General features: G+C 71.2%; 16 protein-coding genes. 10 read left to right on the top strand and 6 right to left on the bottom strand.

What is annotated here, in order from left to right:
- The first annotated feature begins 74 nt into the window (after positions 1-74).
- Both ACFPIJ_RS17090 and ACFPIJ_RS17085 read left to right on the top strand, forming a co-directional pair.
- Entirely contained in the window at positions 75-1,034 is a 960-nt protein-coding gene (locus ACFPIJ_RS17090) for a D-2-hydroxyacid dehydrogenase family protein (RefSeq protein ID WP_380115998.1), read from the top strand.
- On the top strand, positions 1,034-4,387 hold the full coding sequence (locus tag ACFPIJ_RS17085; protein WP_380115996.1) for a BTAD domain-containing putative transcriptional regulator: 3,354 nt from the start codon (positions 1,034-1,036) through the stop codon (positions 4,385-4,387). The genes ACFPIJ_RS17090 and ACFPIJ_RS17085 overlap by 1 nt, the downstream gene beginning before the upstream one ends.
- On the opposite strand, the gene ACFPIJ_RS17080 is transcribed toward ACFPIJ_RS17085, so the two are convergent.
- Together ACFPIJ_RS17080 and ACFPIJ_RS17075 are read right to left on the bottom strand one after the other, a co-directional pair.
- On the bottom strand, positions 4,304-4,930 hold the full coding sequence (locus ACFPIJ_RS17080) for a hypothetical protein (protein WP_380115995.1): 627 nt from the start codon (positions 4,928-4,930) through the stop codon (positions 4,304-4,306). The genes ACFPIJ_RS17085 and ACFPIJ_RS17080 overlap by 84 nt on opposite strands.
- Position 4,931: 1 nt before the next feature.
- A complete protein-coding gene (locus ACFPIJ_RS17075; RefSeq protein ID WP_380115994.1) occupies positions 4,932-5,915 on the bottom strand; it encodes a LacI family DNA-binding transcriptional regulator in 984 nt (327 codons plus the stop codon).
- A 244-nt stretch (positions 5,916-6,159) separates the two neighbouring features.
- Here ACFPIJ_RS17075 and ACFPIJ_RS17070 point away from each other — a divergent pair, with 244 nt between their 5' ends.
- Genes ACFPIJ_RS17070 through ACFPIJ_RS17050 form a run of 5 tightly spaced genes read left to right on the top strand, consistent with a single transcriptional unit; the run spans position 6,160 to position 15,001 of the window.
- Positions 6,160-7,440 carry an ABC transporter substrate-binding protein gene (locus ACFPIJ_RS17070; RefSeq protein WP_380115992.1) on the top strand — a complete coding sequence of 427 codons (1,281 nt, stop codon included), beginning with the start codon at positions 6,160-6,162 and terminating at the stop codon, positions 7,438-7,440.
- Positions 7,416-8,300 carry a carbohydrate ABC transporter permease gene (locus ACFPIJ_RS17065; RefSeq protein ID WP_380115989.1) on the top strand — a complete coding sequence of 295 codons (885 nt, stop codon included), beginning with the start codon at positions 7,416-7,418 and terminating at the stop codon, positions 8,298-8,300. The genes ACFPIJ_RS17070 and ACFPIJ_RS17065 overlap by 25 nt, the downstream gene beginning before the upstream one ends.
- The gene (locus tag ACFPIJ_RS17060) at positions 8,297-9,115 is read left to right on the top strand and encodes a carbohydrate ABC transporter permease (protein WP_380115988.1); all 819 of its coding nucleotides are present in this window, start codon (positions 8,297-8,299) and stop codon (positions 9,113-9,115) included. The genes ACFPIJ_RS17065 and ACFPIJ_RS17060 overlap by 4 nt, the downstream gene beginning before the upstream one ends.
- Positions 9,112-11,733: a LamG domain-containing protein gene (locus ACFPIJ_RS17055; RefSeq protein ID WP_380115987.1), complete on the top strand. Its 2,622-nt coding sequence runs from the start codon at positions 9,112-9,114 to the stop codon at positions 11,731-11,733. Before ACFPIJ_RS17060 ends, ACFPIJ_RS17055 begins: the two co-directional genes overlap by 4 nt.
- Before the next feature lie 34 nt (positions 11,734-11,767).
- On the top strand, positions 11,768-15,001 hold the full coding sequence (locus ACFPIJ_RS17050; RefSeq protein ID WP_380115986.1) for a discoidin domain-containing protein: 3,234 nt from the start codon (positions 11,768-11,770) through the stop codon (positions 14,999-15,001).
- 164 nt (positions 15,002-15,165) lie between these two features.
- Here ACFPIJ_RS17050 and ACFPIJ_RS17045 read toward each other — a convergent pair whose 3' ends face one another.
- Positions 15,166-16,167 (bottom strand): hypothetical protein, encoded by a 1,002-nt coding sequence (locus tag ACFPIJ_RS17045; RefSeq protein WP_380115985.1) that lies wholly within the window; start codon positions 16,165-16,167, stop codon positions 15,166-15,168.
- A gap of 318 nt (positions 16,168-16,485) precedes the next feature.
- Positions 16,486-17,460 carry a hypothetical protein gene (locus tag ACFPIJ_RS17040; RefSeq protein WP_380115983.1) on the bottom strand — a complete coding sequence of 325 codons (975 nt, stop codon included), beginning with the start codon at positions 17,458-17,460 and terminating at the stop codon, positions 16,486-16,488.
- Between the two features lie 413 nt (positions 17,461-17,873).
- On the opposite strand from ACFPIJ_RS17040, the gene ACFPIJ_RS17035 reads away from it, so the two are divergent.
- From ACFPIJ_RS17035 to ACFPIJ_RS17025, 3 genes are all read left to right on the top strand, one after another.
- Positions 17,874-18,407: a SigE family RNA polymerase sigma factor gene (locus ACFPIJ_RS17035; protein WP_380115982.1), complete on the top strand. Its 534-nt coding sequence runs from the start codon at positions 17,874-17,876 to the stop codon at positions 18,405-18,407.
- On the top strand, positions 18,407-19,162 hold the full coding sequence (locus ACFPIJ_RS17030) for a hypothetical protein (RefSeq protein ID WP_380115981.1): 756 nt from the start codon (positions 18,407-18,409) through the stop codon (positions 19,160-19,162). The genes ACFPIJ_RS17035 and ACFPIJ_RS17030 overlap by 1 nt, the downstream gene beginning before the upstream one ends.
- 239 nt (positions 19,163-19,401) lie before the next feature.
- Complete coding sequence (locus ACFPIJ_RS17025) at positions 19,402-20,271, top strand: AraC family transcriptional regulator (RefSeq protein WP_380115979.1); 870 nt, start codon at positions 19,402-19,404, stop codon at positions 20,269-20,271.
- Positions 20,272-20,540: 269 nt separating this feature from the next.
- On the opposite strand, the gene ACFPIJ_RS17020 is transcribed toward ACFPIJ_RS17025, so the two are convergent.
- Positions 20,541-21,323: a hypothetical protein gene (locus ACFPIJ_RS17020; RefSeq protein ID WP_380115978.1), complete on the bottom strand. Its 783-nt coding sequence runs from the start codon at positions 21,321-21,323 to the stop codon at positions 20,541-20,543.
- A 74-nt stretch (positions 21,324-21,397) separates the two neighbouring features.
- Positions 21,398-22,252, bottom strand: coding sequence for a fibronectin type III domain-containing protein (locus ACFPIJ_RS17015; protein WP_380115977.1), 855 nt, complete (start codon positions 22,250-22,252; stop codon positions 21,398-21,400).
- Positions 22,253-22,258: the final 6 nt, after the last annotated feature.

The raw sequence follows: 22,258 nt of genomic DNA, 5'->3' as shown, positions 1-22,258 counted from the left end.
TGATGACGCCACCGGAATCCTGACCCGCGCAGCCTCGTCCCCGCCGAAGGGCGAGCCGCGCGTACCGTGGACGCATGAAGATCGTCGTCCTGGACGACTATCAGCGGGTGGCTCGGGAGTTCGGGCCGTTCGACTCGCTGCGCGGCGACACGGTCGAGGTGCTGCACGAGCACCTCGCCGGCCTGGACGCTCTCACCGCCGCGCTGCGCGGGGCGGAGGTCGTCGTCGCGATGCGCGAGCGGACGCCGTTTCGCGCCGAGACGTTCGCACGGCTGCCGGACCTGCGGCTGCTGGTGACCACGGGCATGGCCAACGCGGCCATCGACCTGGCGGCGGCCGCGGCCCACGGCGTCACGGTCGCCGGCACCGCCGCGACCGGATCGACCAGGAGTTCGAACACCGCCGAGTTGACCTGGGCGCTGATCCTGGCCTGCCGGCGGCACGTGGTGACCGAGGACCGGGCGCTGCGCGACGGCCGCTGGCAGACCACCGTCGGCACCGACCTGGCCGGCACCACCCTCGGCGTGCTCGGGCTGGGGCGGCTCGGCACGCAGGTGGCGCGGATCGGGCAGGCGTTCGACATGCGGGTCATCGCGTGGAGCGAGCACCTGACCCCCGAACGGGCGGCCGGGGTCGGCGCGACCTGGGTGTCCAAGGACGAGTTGCTCGCCACCAGCGACGTCCTGACCGTCCACCTGAAGCTCAGCGACCGGACCGCCGGGCTGATCGGCGCGGCCGAACTGGGCGCCATGCGCCGCACCGCGATCCTGGTCAACACCTCGCGCGGGCCGATCGTGGACGAGCGGGCCCTGGTCACGGCGCTGGCGGCCGGCACGATCGCCGGGGCCGGGCTGGACGTCTACGACGCCGAGCCGCTGCCCGCCCGCCACCCGCTGCGCGGCGCGCCCAACACGGTGCTGCTGCCGCACCTCGGCTATGTCACCGAGGCCGGGTACCGCTCGATGTACGAGCAGGTCGTCGAGGACATCACGGCCTGGCGGGCCGGGTCCCCGGTGCGGGTCCTGACGGCCTGATGACACTACGGGTGACGCTGCTCGGTGCCCTGGAGGTGCGCCGCGGCGACGTCGAGGTGACCGTCCCCGGCGCCCGGCTCCGCCACCTGATCACACGACTGGCGCTGGCCGGCGGCCGGCCGGTCGACCCGGGCCTGCTGGTCGAGGCGCTGTGGCCGCAGGACCGGCCGACCGACCCGGCCAACGCGCTGCAGTCGCTGGTGTCCCGGCTGCGCCGGCTGCTCGGCGATGCCGCCGCTGTCACCCAGTCCGAGGCCGGGTACCGCCTGGACGTCGCCAAGGACGACGTCGACGCGCTGCGGTTCGAGCGGCTGGCCGCGCGCGGCCGGGACCGGCTGCGCGCCGGCGATCCCCGGGCGGCGGCGGAGGTCCTCGGCGAGGCGGTCGCGCTGGCCGGTGGACCGTCGGTGATCGCCGCGGTCGCCCCCGCCGTCGCGATGCGGCTGGACCGCGCCGCGGTCGAGGCCGCCGCAGACCTCGCCGAGGCGGAGCTGGCGCTGGGCCGTGCCGGCGACGCCGCCACCCGCCTCGCGGCGCTGCTCACCGAGCATCCGGCCGACGAGCGGGTCGCCGCGCTGCAGATGGACGCCCTGGCCGCCCAGGGTCGCCAGGCCGACGCCCTCGACCTGTACGAGCGGACGCGGGAGACGCTTGCCGACCGGCTCGGCGCCGATCCCGGCGCGGCCCTGCGGGAACGCCATCTGCGTCTGCTGCAGTCACCGACGCACGTCCCAAACCCTGCGAGCAACCTGCCCGCCGCCCTGACCAGCTTCGTCGGGCGCGACGACGACCTCGCCCGGATCGACACGCTGCTCGCCCGCGGGCGCCTCGTCACCGTCGTCGGGCCGGGCGGAGCGGGTAAGACCCGCCTCGCGGTCGAGGCCGGCCGCCGCCGGCACGAGTTCCGCGACGGCACCTGGCTGGTCGACCTGGCCGCGGTCACCGAACCGGCCAAGGTCGGCGCGGCCGTGCTCGCCGCGATCGGGCTGCGCGGCGGGGCGCTCTTCGAGGGTCGGATGCCGGCCGAGGGCGCTCTCCCGGTCGACGCCGCCGGGCGGCCGGTCGGCGAACTGGACGTGCTCACCGGGCTGGAGAGCCTGCTCGTGGTGGACAACTGCGAGCACCTGATCGACGCCGTCGCGCACCTCGTCGCGGCGCTGCTGCCGCGCTGCGCCGGGTTGCGGATCCTCGCCACCAGCCGCGAACCCCTTGCGATCGACGGCGAAGCCCTCGTCCCGCTCGGCCCACTCGCCCTGCCGGACGCCGCGGGCGGCCTCGAGGACGTCCGTCGCTGTGCGTCGGTGCGGCTGTTCACCGAGCGGGCCGCGGCGGTGCGCCCCGGCTTCGCCGTCGACGAACGGACGCGCGCGGATGTGGTCCGGCTGGTAACCGGCCTGGACGGCCTGCCCCTGGCCCTCGAACTGGCCGCGGCCCGGCTGCGGACCCGGTCCCTCGCCGAGCTCGCCGGCGGGCTGTCCGACCGGTTCCGGCTGCTCACCACGGGCAGCCGGGCCGCGCCGCCGCGGCACCGGACGCTGCGCGCCGTGATCGCCTGGAGCTGGGACCTGCTCGGCGAGGACGAGCGGACGGTGGCCGAGCGGGTGTCGGTCCTGCCCGGTGGCGTGACGGCGGAGTCGGCCGCCGCGGTCTGCGCCGGCACGAGGGTGCCTCCGGACGGGATCCCCGACCTGCTCGCCGCCCTGACCGACAAGTCGATGCTGCACCTGGCGCCCGAGGCGGGCCGCTACCGGATGCTCGAAACGCTGCGGGAGTACGGGATCGAACGGCTCGCCGACCGGGACGCCGTCCGGGATCTCGCCGCCCGCCACCTCGCCGGTCTGGTCGCGCGCGAGGAGTCGCTGCTGCGCGGGCCCGGCCAGCTCGCCGCGCTGCGGGTGCTGCGCGCGGAGTACGACAACGCCCTGGCCGCCCTTCGCCACCTGTGCGACGCCGGCGACGCCACCGCGGCGGTCAAGCTCGCCATGGACCTCTCCTGGTACTGGCACGTGCTGGGCCGGCACGCCGAAGCGGCGTACTGGCAGGGGGAGGCCCTCGCCGTTCCGGGCGGCGGGCACACGCTGGAGCGCGACTGCGCCGAGGCGGTCCACCTGTTGCACCGCATCAACGCCCGCTCCGCGCTGACCCTCGAAAGCTTGGACGAGCACGAGTCCTCGCTGCGTGACCTGGCCGACCGGCTGCTCGCCCACCCGGCGCCGCCAGGGTTCGCCGGTGTCCTGGCCGCGGTCACGCTGTACTTCCTGCAGGAGCACGAGGCGTCTCTCGACATGACGCAGCGGTACGTCGACGGCCCCGACGTGTGGCTGTCCGGGCTGGCGCACATGTTCCGGGCGTCGCTCGCGGAGAACGAGGGCGACCTCGAGCAGGTGCGCGCCGACGTGGCCGCCGCGCTCGACGCGTTCGGCCGGGCCGGCGACCGCTGGGGGCTGGCCACCACGCTGCCGATGCGCGCACTGCTGCGGCAGTACGACGGCGACCTCGACGGCGCCCTCGCAGACCTGCACGAGGTCCGGGCGCAGGCGCGGGCGTTCGGCTCGCTGAGCCCGGCCGACGAGATCTTCCTCGACGTGCGCTGGATCGACCTGCACCTGCGGCGCGGCGAGGACGCCCAGGCGACGGCCATGCTCGACGCGGTCCGCGAGCGGGCGGAGCGCTCGGCGGTGCCGGACGTCGTCGTCATCGTCACCGCCCTGGAGGCCGCCACCTGGCTGCGGCTCGGTGACCCGGACCGCGCCCAGGCCCGGGTCGAAGCGGCCGAGGCGACCCCGACCGGGGACCACGGCCAGGTGCTCGTCGGCTCCGTGCGGGCCGCGCTGTGCGGGCGCCGCGGCGACATCGCTGGCGCCGAGGAGGCCCTGACCCGGGCGTACGCGGCCGCTCTGCGGAGCCGGGACCTGCCGATCATGGCGGTGGTCGCGGTGACCGGGGCCGAACTGGCCGGCCTGCGCGACCGGCACCGGGACGTGGCCCTGCTGCTCGGCGTGGCCGCCCGCCTGCGCGGCACCCATGACCGCAGCGACCGGCAGATCCAGGCGATGGCCGCCCGCGGCAGCGCGGCGCTGGGCGAGGCCGCGTTCGCCGCGGCGTACCAGGACGGCTGGCGGCTGGACGGGAAGGCGGCAACGCTGCAGGCCGACCCGGCCCGCATGCGTGGGGCCGACGCAACGCCGTTGGGAGGAGCCCGAGCGCGAAGCACGGGCTCGGTCGTGCCGCATGGTCGCCCGGGAGCCGGCGTGGCGGGCGGCGAACCGTCAGCGCAGGTCGATGGGTTGCAGGCCGATCCTGACCAGACGGACCCGCCCGGCAGCGTCTCTGGCCAGGACAGGAACGCCTGACTGGCGCAGGGCGCGGACCTCGAACAGCACGTTGCGTTCGTGGACGTCGCGGTACCGCCGGCGGTAGGCGTCGAACCGCCCGCCGTAGACGAGCCGCAGGAACCCGGTCATCGGGTGATCGAGCCAGCTGCGGCGGTCGGGGCGCCACTGGAACCGGGCCCACTCATAGCCGTCGGCGAACTCCCGGACCTTGACCAGGCCGGTGAAGCGCAGCCCGATCAGCGCCCTGCGGTCGAAGGCGACGCCGGACAGCCCCACGACGCGGCGCTCGAGGAAGTAGGTCCCGGTGACGAACCTGCCGTTGAGATAGGTCCGCTCGTCGATCACCTCGACGACGAAGACCCGCTGCTGGTGGTCGCAGACGAGGAAGGCGGCCTTCTCCTCGCCTTTGCCGAGGTACGTGCAGCGCCAACGAGGATCCGTGAAGTGCAGCGACCGGTCGGCGTAGGTCATGGCGGCGAACTGCTCCTCGTGCCACGGGGTGAAGTCCGCCGCGACGGCCTTCGACACCTCGACCACGTCGCCGTTCATCGTGACGAGCACGTCACGCCCCGGAGTGGGGTGGCCGCTCGCCGGAGCCGCGCACGATCAGCTCCACGCTGACGGTGACGGTCTGCACGGGCCGGGTGTGGTCGGCGATGCGGTGCCGCAGCAGGTCGATCGCGGTGCGCCCGATCGTGTCGCTGTCCTGGGCGACGACGGTGATCGCGGGCCGGAGCAGGTCGGCGACGGCGAAGTCGTCGAAGCCGACGATGGCCAGGTCCGCGGCGGCGGAGCCGAGGTGGCGCAGCACCTCCAGGGTGGTGGACGCGTTGCCGGTGATGACCGCGGTCGCGGGGTCGGGGCCGCGCAGCGCGGCGTCGAGCGCGGCGGCGATCCGGGCGGGCGCCACGACGCCGGGGTGGACCAGGCCGGTGACCGGTTCGCCGCTCGCCGCCATGCAGGCCCGGAAGGCGGCGGCCCGTTCGTGGCCGGTGAAGATCCGCTCCTCGTCGCCGATGTAGGCGACCCGGCGGTGCCCGTGGCCGCGCAGGTGCCGGAACGCGGTGCCGATGCCGGCGGCGTTGTCGGAGATGACCGTGTCGACCGTGATCCCGCCGGCGGGCCGGTCGAAGGCCACGATCGGCGTGCCGGCGTCGATCTCCCGGCTCAGGTACTGGTGGCTGTCGCCGACCGGCTCCAGGACGATGCCGTCGAGGTGCCGGCCGCACATCGACAGCACCACCTCGCGCTCCCGGTCCTCCTCGTCGGCGGTCGCGGTCGCCAGGACCGTGAGGCCGTGCGCACGGGCGGTGGTGTCGAGGGCGCCGAGGACCGGGTGACCGGCGGACAGGTTGCGCACGGCCGCGCCGACGAGCCCGCTGCGCCCGCCACGCAGGTGCCGGGCGCGCTCGTCCGGGGTGTAGCCGAGCGCGGTGATGGCGGCCTGCACCCGGTTGGCGAACACGGTGCCGACGGTCGGGTCGTTGTTGACGACCCGCGACACGGTGCGCAGCGCGACACCGGCGTGCTCGGCTACGTCGATCATGGTCGGCCGCTTCCGGCGCGTCATGCCACTCCTCCCGGGCCCAGCAACCGGTGTCAGCGTACCGGCGGGCGCATTCATCCCATGACTGCATGTGAGGCCAGAGCATAGCCTCAGGATTCTCGATCGAGATAACGTTATTTCGCGGTGCCAGAACTGTTGACATCGGATGTTTGGCGGTCGTATGGTCGGCGCCACCATCCGCCGGGTCCATCGTTATCTCGCCCCGTCCGCCAGGAGGTCCCCCGTGCACCGCACCCGCCGCTCGGTCCTGCTCAGCGCACTGTCCGCCGCCGCCCTACTCGCCGTCGCCGGGTGCACGCCCGGTGAGTCCAGCAACGGCGGGGGCACGACCCTGACGTTCCTGACCTTCGAGACCCCGGCGCTGACCGCGAAGTTCTGGGATGACTCCATCACCGACGCCACGAAGCAGCTCCCCGGCGTCACGGTCAAGAAGATCGTCGCGCCGACCAGCGACCGCAACGCCTACGCCAAGCAGTTGCAGGCCTCCGGGCAGTTCCCCGACGTCCTCGCCTCGATCAACCCGAAGGACTTCCTCGACGCGGGCCTGCTGCAGCCGTTCGACCAGGCCTGGCTGGACGCCAACTTCCTGCAGCCGAACGGCAACGCCATCAACGGCAAGACCTACATCCCGCCGACCAACTCGCAGATCCTGCCGATGGTCTTCTACAACAAGGACCTCTTCGCCAAGCACAACCTCACGGTGCCGACCACGTGGGCCCAGTTCACCGACGTCGCCGCCAAGCTCAAGGCCGCCGGGGTCACCCCGATCCAGCTCGCCGGCGCCGAACCGTGGTCGGCCAGCATGCCCCTCGTCGGCCTGGTCAGCGCCGACGTGCTCGGCAAGAACCCCAACTGGATCAAGGACCGCTACGCGGGCAAGGTGAAGTTCACCGACCCCGACGTCGTCGCCGCCGTCACCAAGCAACGCGCCCTGGTCAAGGCCGGCGCGTTCGGCGAGGGCGCGCTCGGCGTCAACTACGCCGACGCCAACAAGCAGTTCCTCGACGGCAAGGCCGGCATGTACCTCATGGGCAGCTGGTTCATCGGCCAGATCACCGCCGCGCAGGCGAAGTCCTTCGGCGGGTTCCTGCTCCCCACCGACGACGGCAAGCAGATCGTGCCGTTCAACGTCGGCGGCACCACCAGCGTCAACGCCAGGTCGCCGAACGCCGCCAAGGCCGCCGAGTTCGCCAAGGCGTGGTCGCTGTCGCCGAACAACCTCAAGACGCTCATCGAGACCGACGGCGCGTTCCCCATGCTCAAGACCGTCAAGCTCGAGGACTTCGGCGCCACCGTCACCCCGGTCTTCACCGACTGCTACAAGTACGTGCAGGACAACAACACGAAGGTCAGCTCCATCGGCTGGGTCAACAACGACGACGCCCTGCCGCCCGGGGTCTCCGACCTGTTCTACGCGCTGTCGCAGCAGCTGTTCACCAACGACGACGTCAAGGCACAGCTCGCGGCGCTGGACACCGCATGGGACAAGGCCGCGAAGAAGTGACCAGGCGCGCCGGCCTCGCGCCCATCGCCTGGCTCGCGGTCCTGCTCTACCTGCTGTTCCTGGTGTACCCGCTGGGCCGCAGCCTGTTCCTCAGCTTCACCGACCGCAACCCACTCAAGGCCGACAGCACCTTTGTCGGCCTCACCAACTACCTCGACATGCTCGACGACCCGCGGCTGCTCGCGACGCTGCGGTTCACGCTGCTGGTCGTCGTCGTGGTCACTGTCGTGGCCAACGTGTTCGGGCTGGCGTTCGCGCTGCTGCTCAACCGCAACACCGCCAACTACCGGGTGATGCGCACGCTGATCTTCATCCCGCAGGTGCTGTCCGGGGTCATCGTCGCGTTCATCTGGCGCAGCATCCTCACCCAGAACGGCCTGCTGAACGCGGCCCTGGCGCAGGCAGGTGCCCGGCCGGTGGCGTGGCTGGGCAGCACCGACCTCGCCACCGTGTCGATCTGCGCCGTGGTCAGCTGGATGACGATCGCGTTCGCCACCGTCGTCTACTCCGCGGCGCTGCGCACCGTGCCGCCGGAGCTGTACGAGGCGGCCCGCGTCGACGGCGCCGGCGCCCTGGCCCGCTTCCGGGCCGTGACACTGCCGATGATCGCGCCCGGCATGACCATCAACGTCGTGCTGTGCCTGATCACGACGTTCAAGCTCTACGACGTCATCGCCGTGCTCACCGGCGGCGGACCTGCCAACACCACCCAGTCCACCGCGTACTACCTGCTCGAGGTCGCGTTCACTTCCAACCTCTTCGGCTACTCCTCGGCGATCGCGATGCTGCTGCTCGCACTCACCGCCGGGATCGCCTACACCGTCACGTTCCTGCTCCGCAAACGGGAGGCCCGGCTGTGAGACGTCGACTCCACACCGGCTTCGCCTGGCTGGCGACACTGCTGTTCTGCCTGCCGATCTACCTGGCGCTCGTCAACGCGTTCAAGGACCAGCGGCAGATCCTCGCCAACCCGGCCGCCCCTCCGGCGCCGTTCACCCTCGGCAACCTCACCCGCGCCCTGCACCGCCCCGACCTGCTGGTGCAGGCCGGGCTCATCAACTCCGTCGTCGTCACCGCCGCGTCGGTGCTCATCCTGGTGCCCCTGTCCAGCGCGCTGTCGTTCTACCTCTCCGAACGCACGCCCAGGGTGAAGGCCGCCCTGCTGGCCATGTTCGCGCTCGGGCTCATGGTGCCGCCGCAGGTGGTGCTGCTGCCGATCGTCGGGCTGCTGCAAACCGTCGGGCTGCAGCACACGTACACCGGCCTCATCCTCGCCAACGTCGGCGGCGGCTACCTGTCCTTCGCCGTGTTCGTCTACGTCGGGTTCCTGCGCGGCGTGCCCCGCGAGGTGATCGAGGCGGCCCGCGTCGACGGCGCCGGGGACCTGCGCGTGTGGTGGCAGGTCGTGTTCCCGATGGTGCGCCCGGCAACCGCGACCGTGGCCATCTTCCTCGGCCTGTGGGTGTGGAACGACTTCCTCAACCCGCTGTTCATCCTCGGCCCGCTCAAGGGCCAGACCATCACGACCGGCGTCTACCTGTCCGTCGGCACCTACTCCACCGACTACGGCCAGCTCTTCGGCATCATGTTCCTCGCCGCGATCATCCCGGTGATCGGCTACCTGGTCAGTCAGCGCGAATTCATCCACGGACTGATGTCAGGAGCCTCGAAGTGACACCCCCACCACCACTTGACGACTTCGCCGGCGACTGGCTCGACCGCGGCGAACTCGCGCACCTGCCGTCGCTGCGCAACCAGTGGGGGCAGGCGCACGTCAACGAGGACCTCACATCACTGTCGTGGCTCGCGATGCCGCCCTACAGCGGCGGATACCACACCGGCGTCCTGCGCGTCGACGGCCGGGTCGTGCGCGCCGACCAGCTGCGCTGGGCGCCGTGGGGCGTGTCCCGGTCGGGTCGTTCGAACGGCGTCGTCGTTACCAGCGACACCCGCCTCGGCTACGAACAGCACACCGTGTACTGGCGGACCCGGCTGACCAACAGTTCCGGCGCCCCCGCGACCGTCACTGTCGAGCAGGAGCTCTACGCGCCGATCGCGGACAGTCCGGTCGACTGGGGCTGGCTCTACGGCACGCCGTGGAGCGCCGGGCACCACCACGACTACTACGCCACCGAACGGATCCGGGCCGAGGTCCTCGCGTGGGTGCCGCGCCACGTGCACCTCCTCGCGACCGACACCCGCTGGATCCGCCTCGGCAGCCCCCGCATCCCCGGCATCCAGCGCGACGAGGACACCGCGCCGATGCTCCTCGAATCGGAGCTGCCCGACCACTCCACTTCGGACAGTGGACGCACCCGGGCCCCGTCCGTGCTCGGCACCGTCCGGGGGATCAGCGGCGCGCCGGGCGAGTTCGAGCTGACCGCGCCGACCGCGGAGCACCGGCTCGCACCGGTCGCGCTCGGCCCGGAAGCGGTGCTGCGCCTGGAGTTCCGGCCCGCCGTCGACGATCAGACCGGCGTCATCCTCACCCACGGCAACCACCCTGACTCGGTGCAGGTCGGGCTCGCCGACGGCCGGCCCTGGCTGCGCATCGCCGGTGAGCTCGTCACCGGTGATGCGCAGCTGCGCGCGGGGCAGTGGCACCGCCTCGAGGTGCGGATCACCGGCGACGGCGCCGCGCTGAGCGTCGACGGTGCCAGGGTCGCCTGGACCCAGCCGTGGTGGGGCGCACAACGCTGGACGTCCACGGTGGACGACGGCCGGGTCGTCGTCACCGACGGGCGCAGCCCCGCGGTGTCCACCTACGCGTTCGCCACCGCCCCCGACTCGCTCGAACTGCACGGCGGGGGAGCGGTCGCCCGGTGGGTGTGCACCGTCGAGCCCGGCGACACCGTCGAGTTGGGTGTGGTGCTGGCCATCGCGTCGGACCGGCCGCGATCGGTGGACGTGGCGCGTTCGGGAGCGCGCGGGTTCCCGGACGCCTTCGCGGCCGTTGCCGACCGGTGGCGCTCGACGTGGACGGCCGCCTTCACGCCCGGCAACGGCTCGTTCTCGGGCCACCTGCCGGTGCTGCACGGCGCGCCGGCCGGCCTGGCCCGCACCTACTACCTCGGCGTGCTGCTCGCCATCTACCTGCGCAACACCGGGGTCAGCCCGATCGGGCCGGTGTTCCTCACCGGCGGGCCGCGGCTCGGACCGACCACCACGTTCTTCTGGGACCAGTCGGAGTGGGCGCACACGGCGGCCATGCTGGAACCGGTCGGGACGCGGGCGTGGATCCTCGCGGCGCTCAGCCAGCCCTACGACCGGTGCCACTCCTTTGACACCCGCAACCTGCTGCCCGTCGGCAACCACTACGCCGCCAACGACCACGCGCTGTTCCGGACCGTCCAGGCGTACCTCGCCGTCACCGGCGACCTGGACCTGCTGACCGAGAAGGCGGGAACCTCGACGGTCCTGGACCACCTGCGGACGCTTGCCAACCGCCCCCGGGCTGCCTTCGGCGACGGCGTCCTCGCCGACTTCGGCCGGGACGCGTGGGAGCTCCTCGAATGCGTGCCGAACTACCGCGACGGGGTGGTGTCGTTCAACGCCGGCTACGCGGGGATGCTGCGCGGGCTGGCCGCGCTGCTGCGGCGTCTCGGCCCGTCGTCGCCGTCGCCGTCGCTGTCGCCGTCGTTGTCGCCGTCGTTGTCGTTGTCGGAGGAGGCGGACCGCGCCGACGCCGACGCCGACGCGCTGGCCGCCGCGGTGCTCCGGCAGTACGCGGGCGGGGGTCGCTGGAACATCGCGCACCCGGAGGGCGACGAGACCATCGGGCACGTCCTGGACTTCGTCTTCGTCGCCGCCGAACTCGCCGACGACCTGAGTCCGCGGGTGCGCGCGGAGATGGTCGAGTTCGTGACCGGGCACCTGCTCGACGGCGACTGGATGCGGGCCCTCGACCCGGACGACCCGATCGCGCCCCGCTCCGACCGCCCCGACCACGGCGCCGCGGGCGCGTTCTGCGCGTGGCCGGGTGCCACCGCATACGGGTTGTGCCGGCTCGGGCGGCCCGACCTCGCCGCCGCGCTGCTGTCCCGCATCCACGCCAGCACGTCTGGCGCGGTGTGGGGCCAGGCGATGGAATCGGTCGGCGACGGCCGGTTCCGGGTCGCCGAACGCGGCGTCGCCAACCGCGACAGCCTCGCCGGCGCCGCCGCCACCGAAGCGATCCTCGTCGGGCTCTTCGGCCTGCCCGCCACCGGATCACCGGTCATGCCCGGGATCGGCACCCTGCACCACCCACGCGTCCAGCAACCCTCGCCCCAACCCCGTCATCCCACCGGATGACCCGTCATCCCGCCAGATGAAAGGAGCGATGCACATGACCAGGATGCGCAGCACCGTCACCGCAGCCGCGGTCGGACTGCTGACCGCCGGCGTCGCCGCGATCGTCGTCGTCGCGGCCCCGGACGCCCGGGCCGTGACCCCCACCCCGGCCCAGCAGTGGACCGACGTGCAGAACCTGATCGGCCCCATCCGCGGCGTCTGGACCAGTCAGGACTACCCCGGGGCGGTCAGCCGGTCGATGCCGGACACGGCCCTGCTCGGCAACGGTGACATCGGCGTCACCTCCGGCGGCGGCCCCGGGTACAAGACCTTCTCCGTGTCCAAGGGCAACTTCTGGGCCGGCAACCCGAACCCGTCGTTCGTGGCCCTCGGCGGCGTCACCATCGCCCCGGCCACCGCCGCGCCGTCGGCGAACCTGGCGCTCGGCGCGGTCGCCACCGCGTCCAGCGCCGACGCCAACTTCCCGCCGGCGCGGGCCGTCAACGGCCAGTGGGGTGCCGGCTACGAGGGCTGGGTCTCCCAGGTCGGCAAGCCGCAGACCCTGACCCTGGATCTGGGCAGTGCGAAATCGTTTACGCGCTATCTCGTACGGCACGATGCGGCGGCCCGGCCGGCGGAGACCGCGAACGTGACGAAGAACTTCGCCCTCCAGGTGTCCGGTGACGGCAGCACCTGGTCCACTGTGGACACCGTCACGAACAACACCGCCGCCACCACCGACCGGACCGTGGCGGCGCAGTCGGCGCGGTACGTCCGGCTGAACATCACGGAGCCCACCCAGGGGACCACCGCGGACTCGCAGACCAACCCGCGGGCGCGGATCGGCCAGATCGAACTCTACGGCGCGGCGCCGGTGTCGAACGTGGCACTCGGCGCCGCTGCCTCCGCTTCCAGCACCGAGGGCAGTTTCAGCCCGTCGCGGGCCGTCAACGGCCAGTGGGCCGCCGGGTATGAGGGCTGGGTCTCCCAGGTCGGGAAACCGCAGACCCTGACGCTCGATCTGGGCAGTGCGAAATCGTTCACGCGTTATCTGATCCGGCACGACGCGGCGGCCCGGCCGGCGGAGACCGCCAACACCACGAAGAACTGGACCCTGCAGGTGTCCAGCAACGGCAGCACCTGGTCCACTGTGGACACCGTCACGAACAACACCGCCGCCACCACGGACCGGACGATCGCCGCGCAGAACGTGCGGTACGTGCGGCTCAGCATCACCGAGCCGACCCAGGGCACCACCGCCGACTCGCAGACCAACCCGCGGGCCCGCATCGGCCAGATCGAGCTCTACGGCCCCGGATCCGGACCGACCACGCCACCGCCGTCCGGCGCCTTCCGCGAGGAACAGAACATCCTCAAGGGCGACGTCGACACCACCATGACCATCGGCGGCCAGCCGGTCACGATGAAGACCTGGACCGCCGCCAACGACAACCTCATGGTCACCCAGCTCCGCTCCACCGGCACCGGCACCGTCTCCCTGAAGGCCGAGACGTTCGCCGGCGCCGCCGACGCGCGCAGCGGCTTCACCAACACCGCTGGCGTCAACGGGCAGACCACGTGGGCGACCCGGCGCACCCCGACCGGCGGCAACTGGGTGTCCGAGGCGTCCCTCGCCACCCGGCTGATCGGCGGCACCGGCGCCGCCTCCTCCTCCGGTGCGACCGCCCGCCTCGCGTTCGACCTCGCCCCGGGCCAGACCGTCCAGCTCGTCACCGCCGTCGCGGGCGGCGGGCAGAATCCCACCGGTACCGCAGCCAATGCCCAGAGTCTCGTCAACGCGCAGAGCAGCACCGCGCTCGACACGCAGTACACCACCCATCTGGACTGGTGGAAGCAGTACTGGTTGAAGTCCTACCTCAACGTCGGCGACGACACCCTGCACCGGTACTACTACGGCGCGCTCTACCTGCTGGGTTCCTCGATCCGCGCGGGCAAGATGTCGCCCGGCCTCTACGGCATCTGGGCGACCAGCGACTCACCGCAGTTCAGCGGCGACATGCACCTCAACTACAACTACATGGCCAACTTCTACGGCGTGTACTCCACCAACCGCCCGGAGCTGGCGCTGCCGTACTTCGACCTGATCGGCGCCTACCTGCCGGAGGCGCGGCGGCGGGCGCAGCAGGACCTGAACCGCGTCAAACCCGACTACGTCAGCCGGCGCTTCCCGTCCGGCGGCATGCCCGCAGGGCTGCTGTTCCCCGTCGGCATCGCCCCCTACGGCGCCACCGCCGACAACAACTACCACCAGCAGGTCGGCAACTCGCTGTTCACCGCGACGCAGTACGTCGCCTACTACGAGTACACCCGTGACCGGACGTTCCTGCAGAACACCGCCTACCCGGTGCTGAAGGAGGTGGCGGCGTTCTTCCAGAACTGGCTCGAGTACGACGCCGCGACGCAGCGCTACAACCTGTGGTCCGGCCCGCACGAAGGCCTGTGGGGCCGCAACTCCAGCCCCGACCTGGGACTGCTGCGGTACGTCCTGTCGACGCTCGTCGACGCGTCGCTCTCCCTGGATGTCGACGCGACCCTGCGCTCCACGTGGCAGAACATCCTGTCGCACCTGCCGCCGATCCCGACGACCGTCTCCAACGGACAGACCGTGTACGCCCTCGCCGACGCCGGCACGATCAGCGGCTCCGACACCCGGCCCATCCACCCGGGCGACAACACCGTCAACCTCGAGTTCATCCACCCCGGCTTCGGCCTCGGCCTGGGCTCACCCGCCACCGACCGGCAGATCGCCGTCAACACACTCAACGCGATGAACTCCTGGGGCCAGGACAACAGCTTCCCGAAGGTCTTCACCCAGGCGGCCCGCGTCGGGTACCCGGCGCAGAGCCTCATCGACCAGCTGAAGAACCAGATCACCCAGAAGCAAGGGCCGAACCTGCGGATCAAGGACCCGTTCCACGGCCTGGAGAAGTCCGGCGCCGTCGAGGCTGTCGACAACCTGCTGCTGCAGAGCGACAACGGCGTCATCCGGGTCTTCCCCGTCTGGCCCACGTCCCGCAACGCCCAGTTCGTCAACCTCCGCGAGAAGGGCGCGTTCCTGGTGTCCAGCCAGCTCAGCGGCGGCCAGGTGACCTACGTCGACATCGCCAGCCAGGCCGGGCTCCCGGTCACCCTGCTCAACCCGTGGGGCAGCGGCCGGACGGTCACGGTCACCCGGGTCGGCGGTGGCACGGTCGCGCACACCACGCCGAACGGCACCATCACCTTCCCGACCCAGGCCGGCGCGACCTACCAGATCGTGCCGAACTGATCTGTTCCGCCTTTGTCACGTCCCCGGCGGCGGACCGCGCCGCCGGGGACGTGGCGCCCTGCTGATCGACAGTGAGGATGACGGCCCGCCTGGTGGCTGCGGCCTTGCGGTAGAAGTCGCGGGCTTGCGTGGACACCGCAACCGTGGACCGAGCGGCATACCGGTCAGCGGCTGTGGGGCCAGGGGCCGTCCCGGACGGTGACGTGGTGGAGGTGGACCGTCTGCCAGGTCTCGAGCGCCGCAGTGAATGTCGTCGCCGTGGCTCCGCCCAGGATCAGGACGAGGCTCACCCCGCCTGGCACGTGGCCGGTGCTGCCGCCGGCCAGCAGTGAGGTTCCTGCCGTCAGCCAGGCCATGCCGGTGGCCACGGTCGGTGGCAGCAGCGGGTGGCCGTCGACGGTGTTGAACCAGTTCTGGCTGACCAGGTAGGCGCTGCGGAGGCACAGGACGACGAGCCAGAGCCCGAAGACGCCGCCGTAGATGAACCCGTCCAAGGGGATGCGCAGATCCGGCACGCCATGCCGGAGCCTGCCGCTGACGTAGTTGGCGCCTTTGCCGAAGAGGTACAGCAGGACCAGGACGCCGACGAAGGCGACGAGCGACAGTGCCGGCCAGCGCATCTGGCGGAGGGCGGCGCGGCGCAGTGGGGCCTTGGTCAGCCCGACGAATGCGGCCATGGCGATCAGGGTCGTGGGGATGGCCAGCAGGCCGGTCGTGACCCAGTTCTGGATGAGGGCCGGCGCGGCGAACTGCTCGTAGCTGCGGTACCACAGGGCGACCCCGACCACGATGGCTACGCCGAGTATCACCCGGACCCGACTCAACACGTCGATGACGCGGTCGGGCGGGACCAGGCGGTGGCGGGGCGAGAACAGGAAGGCGGCCGGCTTCCAGGGCAGGACGATCATCCGCGCCACCGCCGAGACGCGGCTGATGGCGAGCAGGACGGTGTCGTGGAGTCCGCCGGCCGGTTCCGGCGGGCCGGTCGCGAGCCAGGTGCGGCCGCATCGCCGACACGACCAGGCCGTCTGGTGGGGCATGGACGGGTCGTCGCCGTCCGGCATCAGCATCCGGTCCAGCACCGCCAGTGCCAGAAGGACAGCCAGCCCCACGTCGACGACCAGCGTCCAGGCCGATGTGGCACCGGGCGTGAACGGTATCTGCATCAGTCCAATGACACACAGGACAACGGCGGCGCCGCCGCCGACCCGGGGCGACCACCGCCGCCGGAAGTCCTTGGTGAGGGCTGCCACGCCCCACGCGAATTCGGCCCTGCGCGGCGGGTCGGGAAGCCGGTGGACGTCGCCCTCGGCACCACAGACCGGGCAGGACATCATGGCCGGCAACGATACCGACCTATCGCCAGGGCCATCGACCCATTTGCGTGGTCGAATGCCGCCGCGCGCTGCCGGTCGTCACCTGCCGGCCCGTCCTACAACCGGAACGGGACGGAAGGCGTCATCGACGGTGTGCCGTCCGTGCTGTCATCTGGCGGTGATGCGGCGCCGGCGGGCCGCCAGCACCCTCACGAGGATGACGACGGCCACCGCTACCGGTGTCAGCAGGCACAGCACGAACAGCGCTTCCTGCGCGACGGCCGACCAGCGGGCGGGCAGGATCGCCGGTGCCGGCACCCGACCGTCGAACCGCCCGTTGCGGACCAGGTCCTGTGCGATATCGATGGAACTGACGTCGCCCGGCGGCTCCAACACCACATCCACAGCGCCTCCGGGCCGAAGCGCCAGCACGCGGACGTGCCGGGTCCCGAACGCGTCCGTGTCGTCGGTGGTGCTCGCGGTGACGTCGTCCTCCGACTCGTACTGCACGACGACGAGGGCATCACCGTGCCAGCCGAGCGCCCGCACCGCCGCGCCGGTCAGCTCGGACAGTGCCGGCCCCTCGCGGTCGGCACCCGTGGCGGCGTCGATGTACGAGACCCGCCACCGTCGGGCGTCGCGCTGATCGTGGTCGCATTGGAACGGACACTCGTCGACGGTCAGCAGCGCCACCGTCGAACTGTCCGAGGTGTAGGCGCCCGAGCCCGCCAGGCGCCGGCCACCGTCGAGGTCGCGGGTCCATAGCCGGCGGCCGGTGGCGTCGTAGCCGCGCAGCTCGGTGCCCTTGCCGGCCGGTCTCGCCGCGATGAACCCCCGGCCGTCAGGGGCGAACGCCGCCGCCCACGCCGAGGCGTTGCCGTCCCACCGAAGCTTGTCGTCGACCGATGTCACCGCGCCGCTGGCCAGGTCGACCAGGACGTACCGCACCGGCGGGCCGTCGATCGGGGAGCTGACGCCGTCCTGGTCCTGCAGAACCAGGACGGCGCCGCTGTCCGGCCGCCACGCCACAACCTCCGCGCAGCAGGTTGTCTCGCCACCGCCGTAGCCGCGACTGCGGCCGGTGCGCAGGTCGGTGACCACCAGCAGCGGTGTGCGCTTGCAGGTCAGAGTGCGGCTGTCCATCCTCAACCGACCGTGTCAGGAGATAGAACGTCCCGAGGGTGCCGTAGACCGTGAGTAGTCCGAAGTTCCGGGCCGTCGATGCACTCGGCTGGTCCGACGCTGCCTGGGTCTCGACGAGACGTGCGAAGATCTCTTCGGACAGCACCTGTCGATCGTAGGACGTGCGCGCTCATCGGCCAGTTGCGGACGCCGGCGAGCGGCATCGCGGTCGCCTTCGGTGACGAGCGCATCGCGGCAGAATCGGTCGCTCGACCTTGCTGGCGTCGGCGATGCGCGGATGGTCCTGTCGGGCATGGCTTGGGGCTGACTTTTCTCAGCCCGTTGACAACGTTCAGCAATGCTGCTGCGTGGTGCTTGGTGTGAGCATGGACAGCGAACCATCTGCCGTAGGCCCCGCTTCCGTGGTGCCCACGGTGGTTGACGAGCTGGAGGCCGCCCGCCTCCGCGTCGGGGCAGTGGGCACGCGTGACCAGGAGTTCCTCGAGTTCGTGCGCGCGTCCGGTCGCTACCTGCTCCACACTGCTGTGCTGCTGTGTGGTGACCCGGTCCGGGCGGAGGAGCTGGTCCAGGCCACCTACGAGCGCACGTATCGCGCGTGGCGCGTGGCGCGCGACGGCGACCCGCAGGCGTACGCGCGTCGTGTGCTGGTCAACCTGCGGGTCGACGGGTGGCGGCGCACGCGTCGCGAGGTCGTCGTCGACCCGGCCGCCCTCCCCGATCGGGCCGGGCCCGACCACACGGGCGCCGTAGTCGCCCGTAACGCCGTGGTCCAGGCTCTGGCCCGGCTGCCGCTCGCGCAGCGGCGGGTCGTGGTGCTGCGACACCTGCTCGACCTCACCGAGGCCGAGGTTGCCCGCGAACTGGAGATCTCGGTCGGCACGGTCAAGTCCCACCATGCGCGGGGCATCGCACGGCTGCGCGAGATCTTCGCGGAAGGGGATCTGTGATGAGCGTCCAGCTAGACGATGACGACGTCGTCGCCCGCCTGCGGGCCGGCGCCCCGGACTACCCGGATGCCGGTCCCGACGCCGGGCGTACGCTCGCCGCCGCCCGACGAGCGCTGCGCCGCGGCCGGGGCCGGCGGGCGCTTGGCAGCGTGGCCGCGGTCGTGGCCGCGGTCGTCGGACTCACGGCGGTCGGCCCGATCGAGCTGCCCGGCGGCGGCGCGTTCGTCATGCCTGGCCGGCACGACATCGATGCGCTCCCGAACCAGGGTGAGCCGCCCGTGTACCCGCGCCAGCGGCTGCTCCACGACGTCGCGGACCTGGAGCTGCAGGTACTGCCGGCGGCCGAGGACTTGGAGCTCACCCGGTACATCGACGATGGCGGGGCACGGGGTCGTCCGGCGTGCCGCGTGTTCACCTGGTCGCACGGAGCGTTCCTGGACCGCGACTCGGGTTGCGCGAACCCCGACGATCCCGGGCTGCCGTTCGACGCCGAGAGCGAGGCTGCGTTCACCCGGGTATCCGACGCGATCGAGCGCTCTGACGTGAACGTGTACCGGATCGAGAAGGGCGGCTGGGGCCCCGGCACGTCGTTCCACCTCCGCGACAGCTCCGTGAGGTGGAACTGGTACTACTCCCACGTTCCCGGCACCCCGGCCGACGCCCCGGAAGAGGTGCGGGAGGAGACAACACTCGGCATCAGGCTGCAGGTCCACGTCAGCGGTGACTGGTGGTTCACCGTGGAGCCCGACGACTGACCCAGCGACGTCGGCCGGCGGCCGTTACGTCCATGGCCATCCGACAGAACGCCCAGTCAGACTGCGCGTTCTGTCGGATGATCGTGCACGGCGCCGCGGCCCGCAAGATCGAATGCGCGCTCATCGGCATGAACGAGCGTTAGCGCCGCGACGGTCCACGGACATGATCGGATCGGGCAACAACGGTCGGGCGCGGTCGGGGTGCTTTCGGTCAGGGTTGACGTTGAAAGGAGGGCCTCATGATCTCGGCACTCAACCGGCTTGTCGACCTTGTCGAGGAGCACCTCACAGAGGAGCTCGACGTCAACGGATTGGCCAGGGCGTTCGGCACGACCGAATACCACCTGCGCCGGATGTTCTCGTCGTTGGCCGGCATGCCGCTGTCGGAGTACGTGCGCCGACGCCGCATGACTGTCGCGGCTGCCGCCGTCGTGCGGGGTGAGGACGATCTGCTGCGCATCGCGGTCCGGCACGGATACGGCTCGACCGAGGCGTTCGGACGTGCGTTCCGGGCGGTTCACGGCGCCGGCCCTGGTGACGTACGCCGTGACGGAGGCCCTCTTCGCACACAACCGCAAGTCAGGTTCCGCCTGACCGTCGAAGGGAGCATCTCTATGGACACCCGCATCGTCGACCGCCCCGTATTCCGGCTCGTCGGATACGCAGCCCGGGTTCCGCTGATCCACCATGGCGTCAACCCGCACATTCAGCACCTCATCACCGCACTGCCGCAGGAGGAGCATGTCCGGTTGAAGACCCTCAGCGACACCGAGCCGGCGGGCCTGCTGCAAGTCAGCGACGACCTCGACCCCGACGCCATCGAGGGCAGCGCACTCACCTACCTGCACGGGGTCGCTGTCTCCTGGGACACACGGGCCCCCGACGACCTCCACGCCATCGAGGTACCGGCCGGCATGTGGGCGGTCTTCCGCACCGCCGGGTCCTACCCGCAGGCGCTGCAGCAGACCTGGGCCGCGACCGCGACCGAGTGGTTCCCCTCCAACCCGTGGCGTCTGCGGCCAGATCCCTCGATCGTTGCGGTCCTGGAGCGCGCGGACGACTTCAGCACCGCGACCTGCGAGCTATGGCTGCCCGTCGAACCGACGTGACGGACCCTGCGGGAATCCAGACAACATCGAAGATCCGGCCCGGCCGCCTTCCCGTCACCGGGCTGGTACCGCAACGTGAACACCCGCACATCGGCCAGAAGTGCCATCAACACGTCCGGACACCGCTCTTCTAACCAAGATCTACTCGAAAGATCAACCAATACACCACGTCCAGGGACTTGACCGCTACCTACGGCTACCCGCCGCAGCGGCCATACTGACGCCATGGTGCGGCGGCATCCGTGATGGTGCCGCCGCACAACGGGAGATCAGTCGAACAGGGCGTAAACCGCGGTGGGTGCCGTGATCGCGTTGGCTGGCCTGGTGACCGGTGGGACCGCGCCGAAGTCGGCGAACGTCAGTTTCACCGCCAGCTCAGGGTCGATCGAGGCGCCGTTGACGGTGAAGACCGTCAGGTGTCCCTGGCTGTCGACGGTGGCCGTGAACGGCACGGCTTTGGCTTTGCCGCCGGCGTCCTTCACCACGTCGCCGGACGGGGCGAACACGCTGTCGGCGGCGGTCATGTCGACTGTGCCGGTGAAGTGGGTGGCGTCGGTCCGCTGCACCTGAGTGAGGCCGTGCTTGAACAGGTCGGTGACGCCGAACCGCGGGGCGCCGGCCTCGTCCACCGGGAGCGTCGCCGAGTCGCTGGCCTTCGACGTGTCGATGAGCATCCACGTGTCGCCGGGAAATCCCCACCGCTGGTTCAGTTCCTCACCGAAGTCGGCCTTGACCCACAGCTCGGGAGTAATGACGGTATACGCGACCGAGGCCGTGACCTGGTCGACGGTGCCGCCCAAGGTCGCGGTCGCGGACTTGGCTGCGGGGTCGATCCGGCCGCTGCCGGACTTGCTGCCCTGCTTGATGGTGAAGCTGTACGCGGTGGCGTCCACCGCGTGCACGGCCGCGAGCAGCGCCTCTTCGGGCGGCAGGGCGGACGCCGTCGCGATTGGTCGGCCGTCGGCGGTCGTGCCGGATTGAGCGTCGACGGTGCAGCCGGCGAGACCGCCGGCCGTCAGGGTGAGCGCGAGCAGCGCGGTTATGTGTTTCATCTGAACAGTCCTCCGGATCGTTCCGCTGGAGCGGGCCCGGGTTCAGCCCGGGCCCGCCCTTCATCGGTCAGGCCTTACGGCGTGGGGTAGTTGTGCAGTTCCGCGGTCTTCTCGCCCTCGGCGGTGTGGCCGAGCCAGGTCTGGAGGTAGATCCAGTCCTGGACGAACGGTGCCTTGACCCCGACGAGCACCTTCTGGCAGGACGGGAGCTGGATGCGCTTGTATTGCTTGGCGGCCACCTGACCCAGGTCGGTGATCAGCACGGTGCCGCTGGCGTTGTAGAAGCCGACGTTCATCACGCTGTTGCTGTTGTTGTAGAACAGGATGGTGTTCGCCATCAGGTTCTGGGAGGACCGGCCGACGGTGAACGTCTTGCGCACGGACGTGTTGTCCGGCCCGTAGGCAGTGATGACGTAGTTGACCCCGCCGTCGTTGCTGCCGCCGCTCACCGTGTTGTCCCACTGCTCGAGGCCGTGGGGCTGGTCGAACACGGTGGTGACGGTCGCGCCGACGACGCGCTCGACCTTGACCCGGTTGGCACCGGCCACGCTGTAGGTCAGCTTGACGTCTACCGCCTGGCAGGCGGTGACCTGCGTCGGGTTGGCTGTGAACGACTTGATCACGATCGCGCCGGTGGTGGTCGCCGTGGCCCGGCCGGCCTGGGCGTCCTCGATGTTGGCCGCGTTGTCCTGCACCGGCCGCACGAGGAAGGTGTAGGCGGTCAGCGGGTCCAGCCCGGTGACGGTGTGGGTGCTGGTGTCGGCCGGCAGGTTGATCGACCGGGACGGGTTGCCGGGAGCCGAAACGTCGACCCGGTAACCGTTCTCGGCCGTGGCCCGGTCGGTCCAGGTCAGCGAGACCGTGGTGTCACCGACGGCGGTCACCCGCGTGTCGGTCGGGGCCGCCCCGAGGATTGATCGGCATTTCATGGACGC

The sequence above is a fragment of the Dactylosporangium cerinum genome (genome assembly GCF_042653625.1).
Lineage (GTDB): Bacteria > Actinomycetota > Actinomycetes > Mycobacteriales > Micromonosporaceae > Dactylosporangium > Dactylosporangium cerinum.
The sequence above is the reverse complement of the archived record's forward strand: the minus strand, read 5'-3'. Positions and strand labels throughout refer to the sequence as shown.

Coding starts and splice junctions, on each gene's coding strand:
- ACFPIJ_RS17030 (WP_380115981.1), top strand. CDS start 18,407: ATGAGCGTCCAGCTAGACGATGACGACGTCGTCGCCCGCCTGCGGGCC.
- ACFPIJ_RS17045 (WP_380115985.1), bottom strand. CDS start 16,167: ATGCAGATACCGTTCACGCCCGGTGCCACATCGGCCTGGACGCTGGTC.
- ACFPIJ_RS17085 (WP_380115996.1), top strand. CDS start 1,034: ATGACACTACGGGTGACGCTGCTCGGTGCCCTGGAGGTGCGCCGCGGC.
- ACFPIJ_RS17025 (WP_380115979.1), top strand. CDS start 19,402: ATGATCTCGGCACTCAACCGGCTTGTCGACCTTGTCGAGGAGCACCTC.
- ACFPIJ_RS17020 (WP_380115978.1), bottom strand. CDS start 21,323: ATGAAACACATAACCGCGCTGCTCGCGCTCACCCTGACGGCCGGCGGT.
- ACFPIJ_RS17065 (WP_380115989.1), top strand. CDS start 7,416: ATGGGACAAGGCCGCGAAGAAGTGACCAGGCGCGCCGGCCTCGCGCCC.
- ACFPIJ_RS17015 (WP_380115977.1), bottom strand. CDS start 22,252: ATGAAATGCCGATCAATCCTCGGGGCGGCCCCGACCGACACGCGGGTG.
- ACFPIJ_RS17075 (WP_380115994.1), bottom strand. CDS start 5,915: ATGATCGACGTAGCCGAGCACGCCGGTGTCGCGCTGCGCACCGTGTCG.
- ACFPIJ_RS17050 (WP_380115986.1), top strand. CDS start 11,768: ATGACCAGGATGCGCAGCACCGTCACCGCAGCCGCGGTCGGACTGCTG.
- ACFPIJ_RS17090 (WP_380115998.1), top strand. CDS start 75: ATGAAGATCGTCGTCCTGGACGACTATCAGCGGGTGGCTCGGGAGTTC.
- ACFPIJ_RS17040 (WP_380115983.1), bottom strand. CDS start 17,460: ATGGACAGCCGCACTCTGACCTGCAAGCGCACACCGCTGCTGGTGGTC.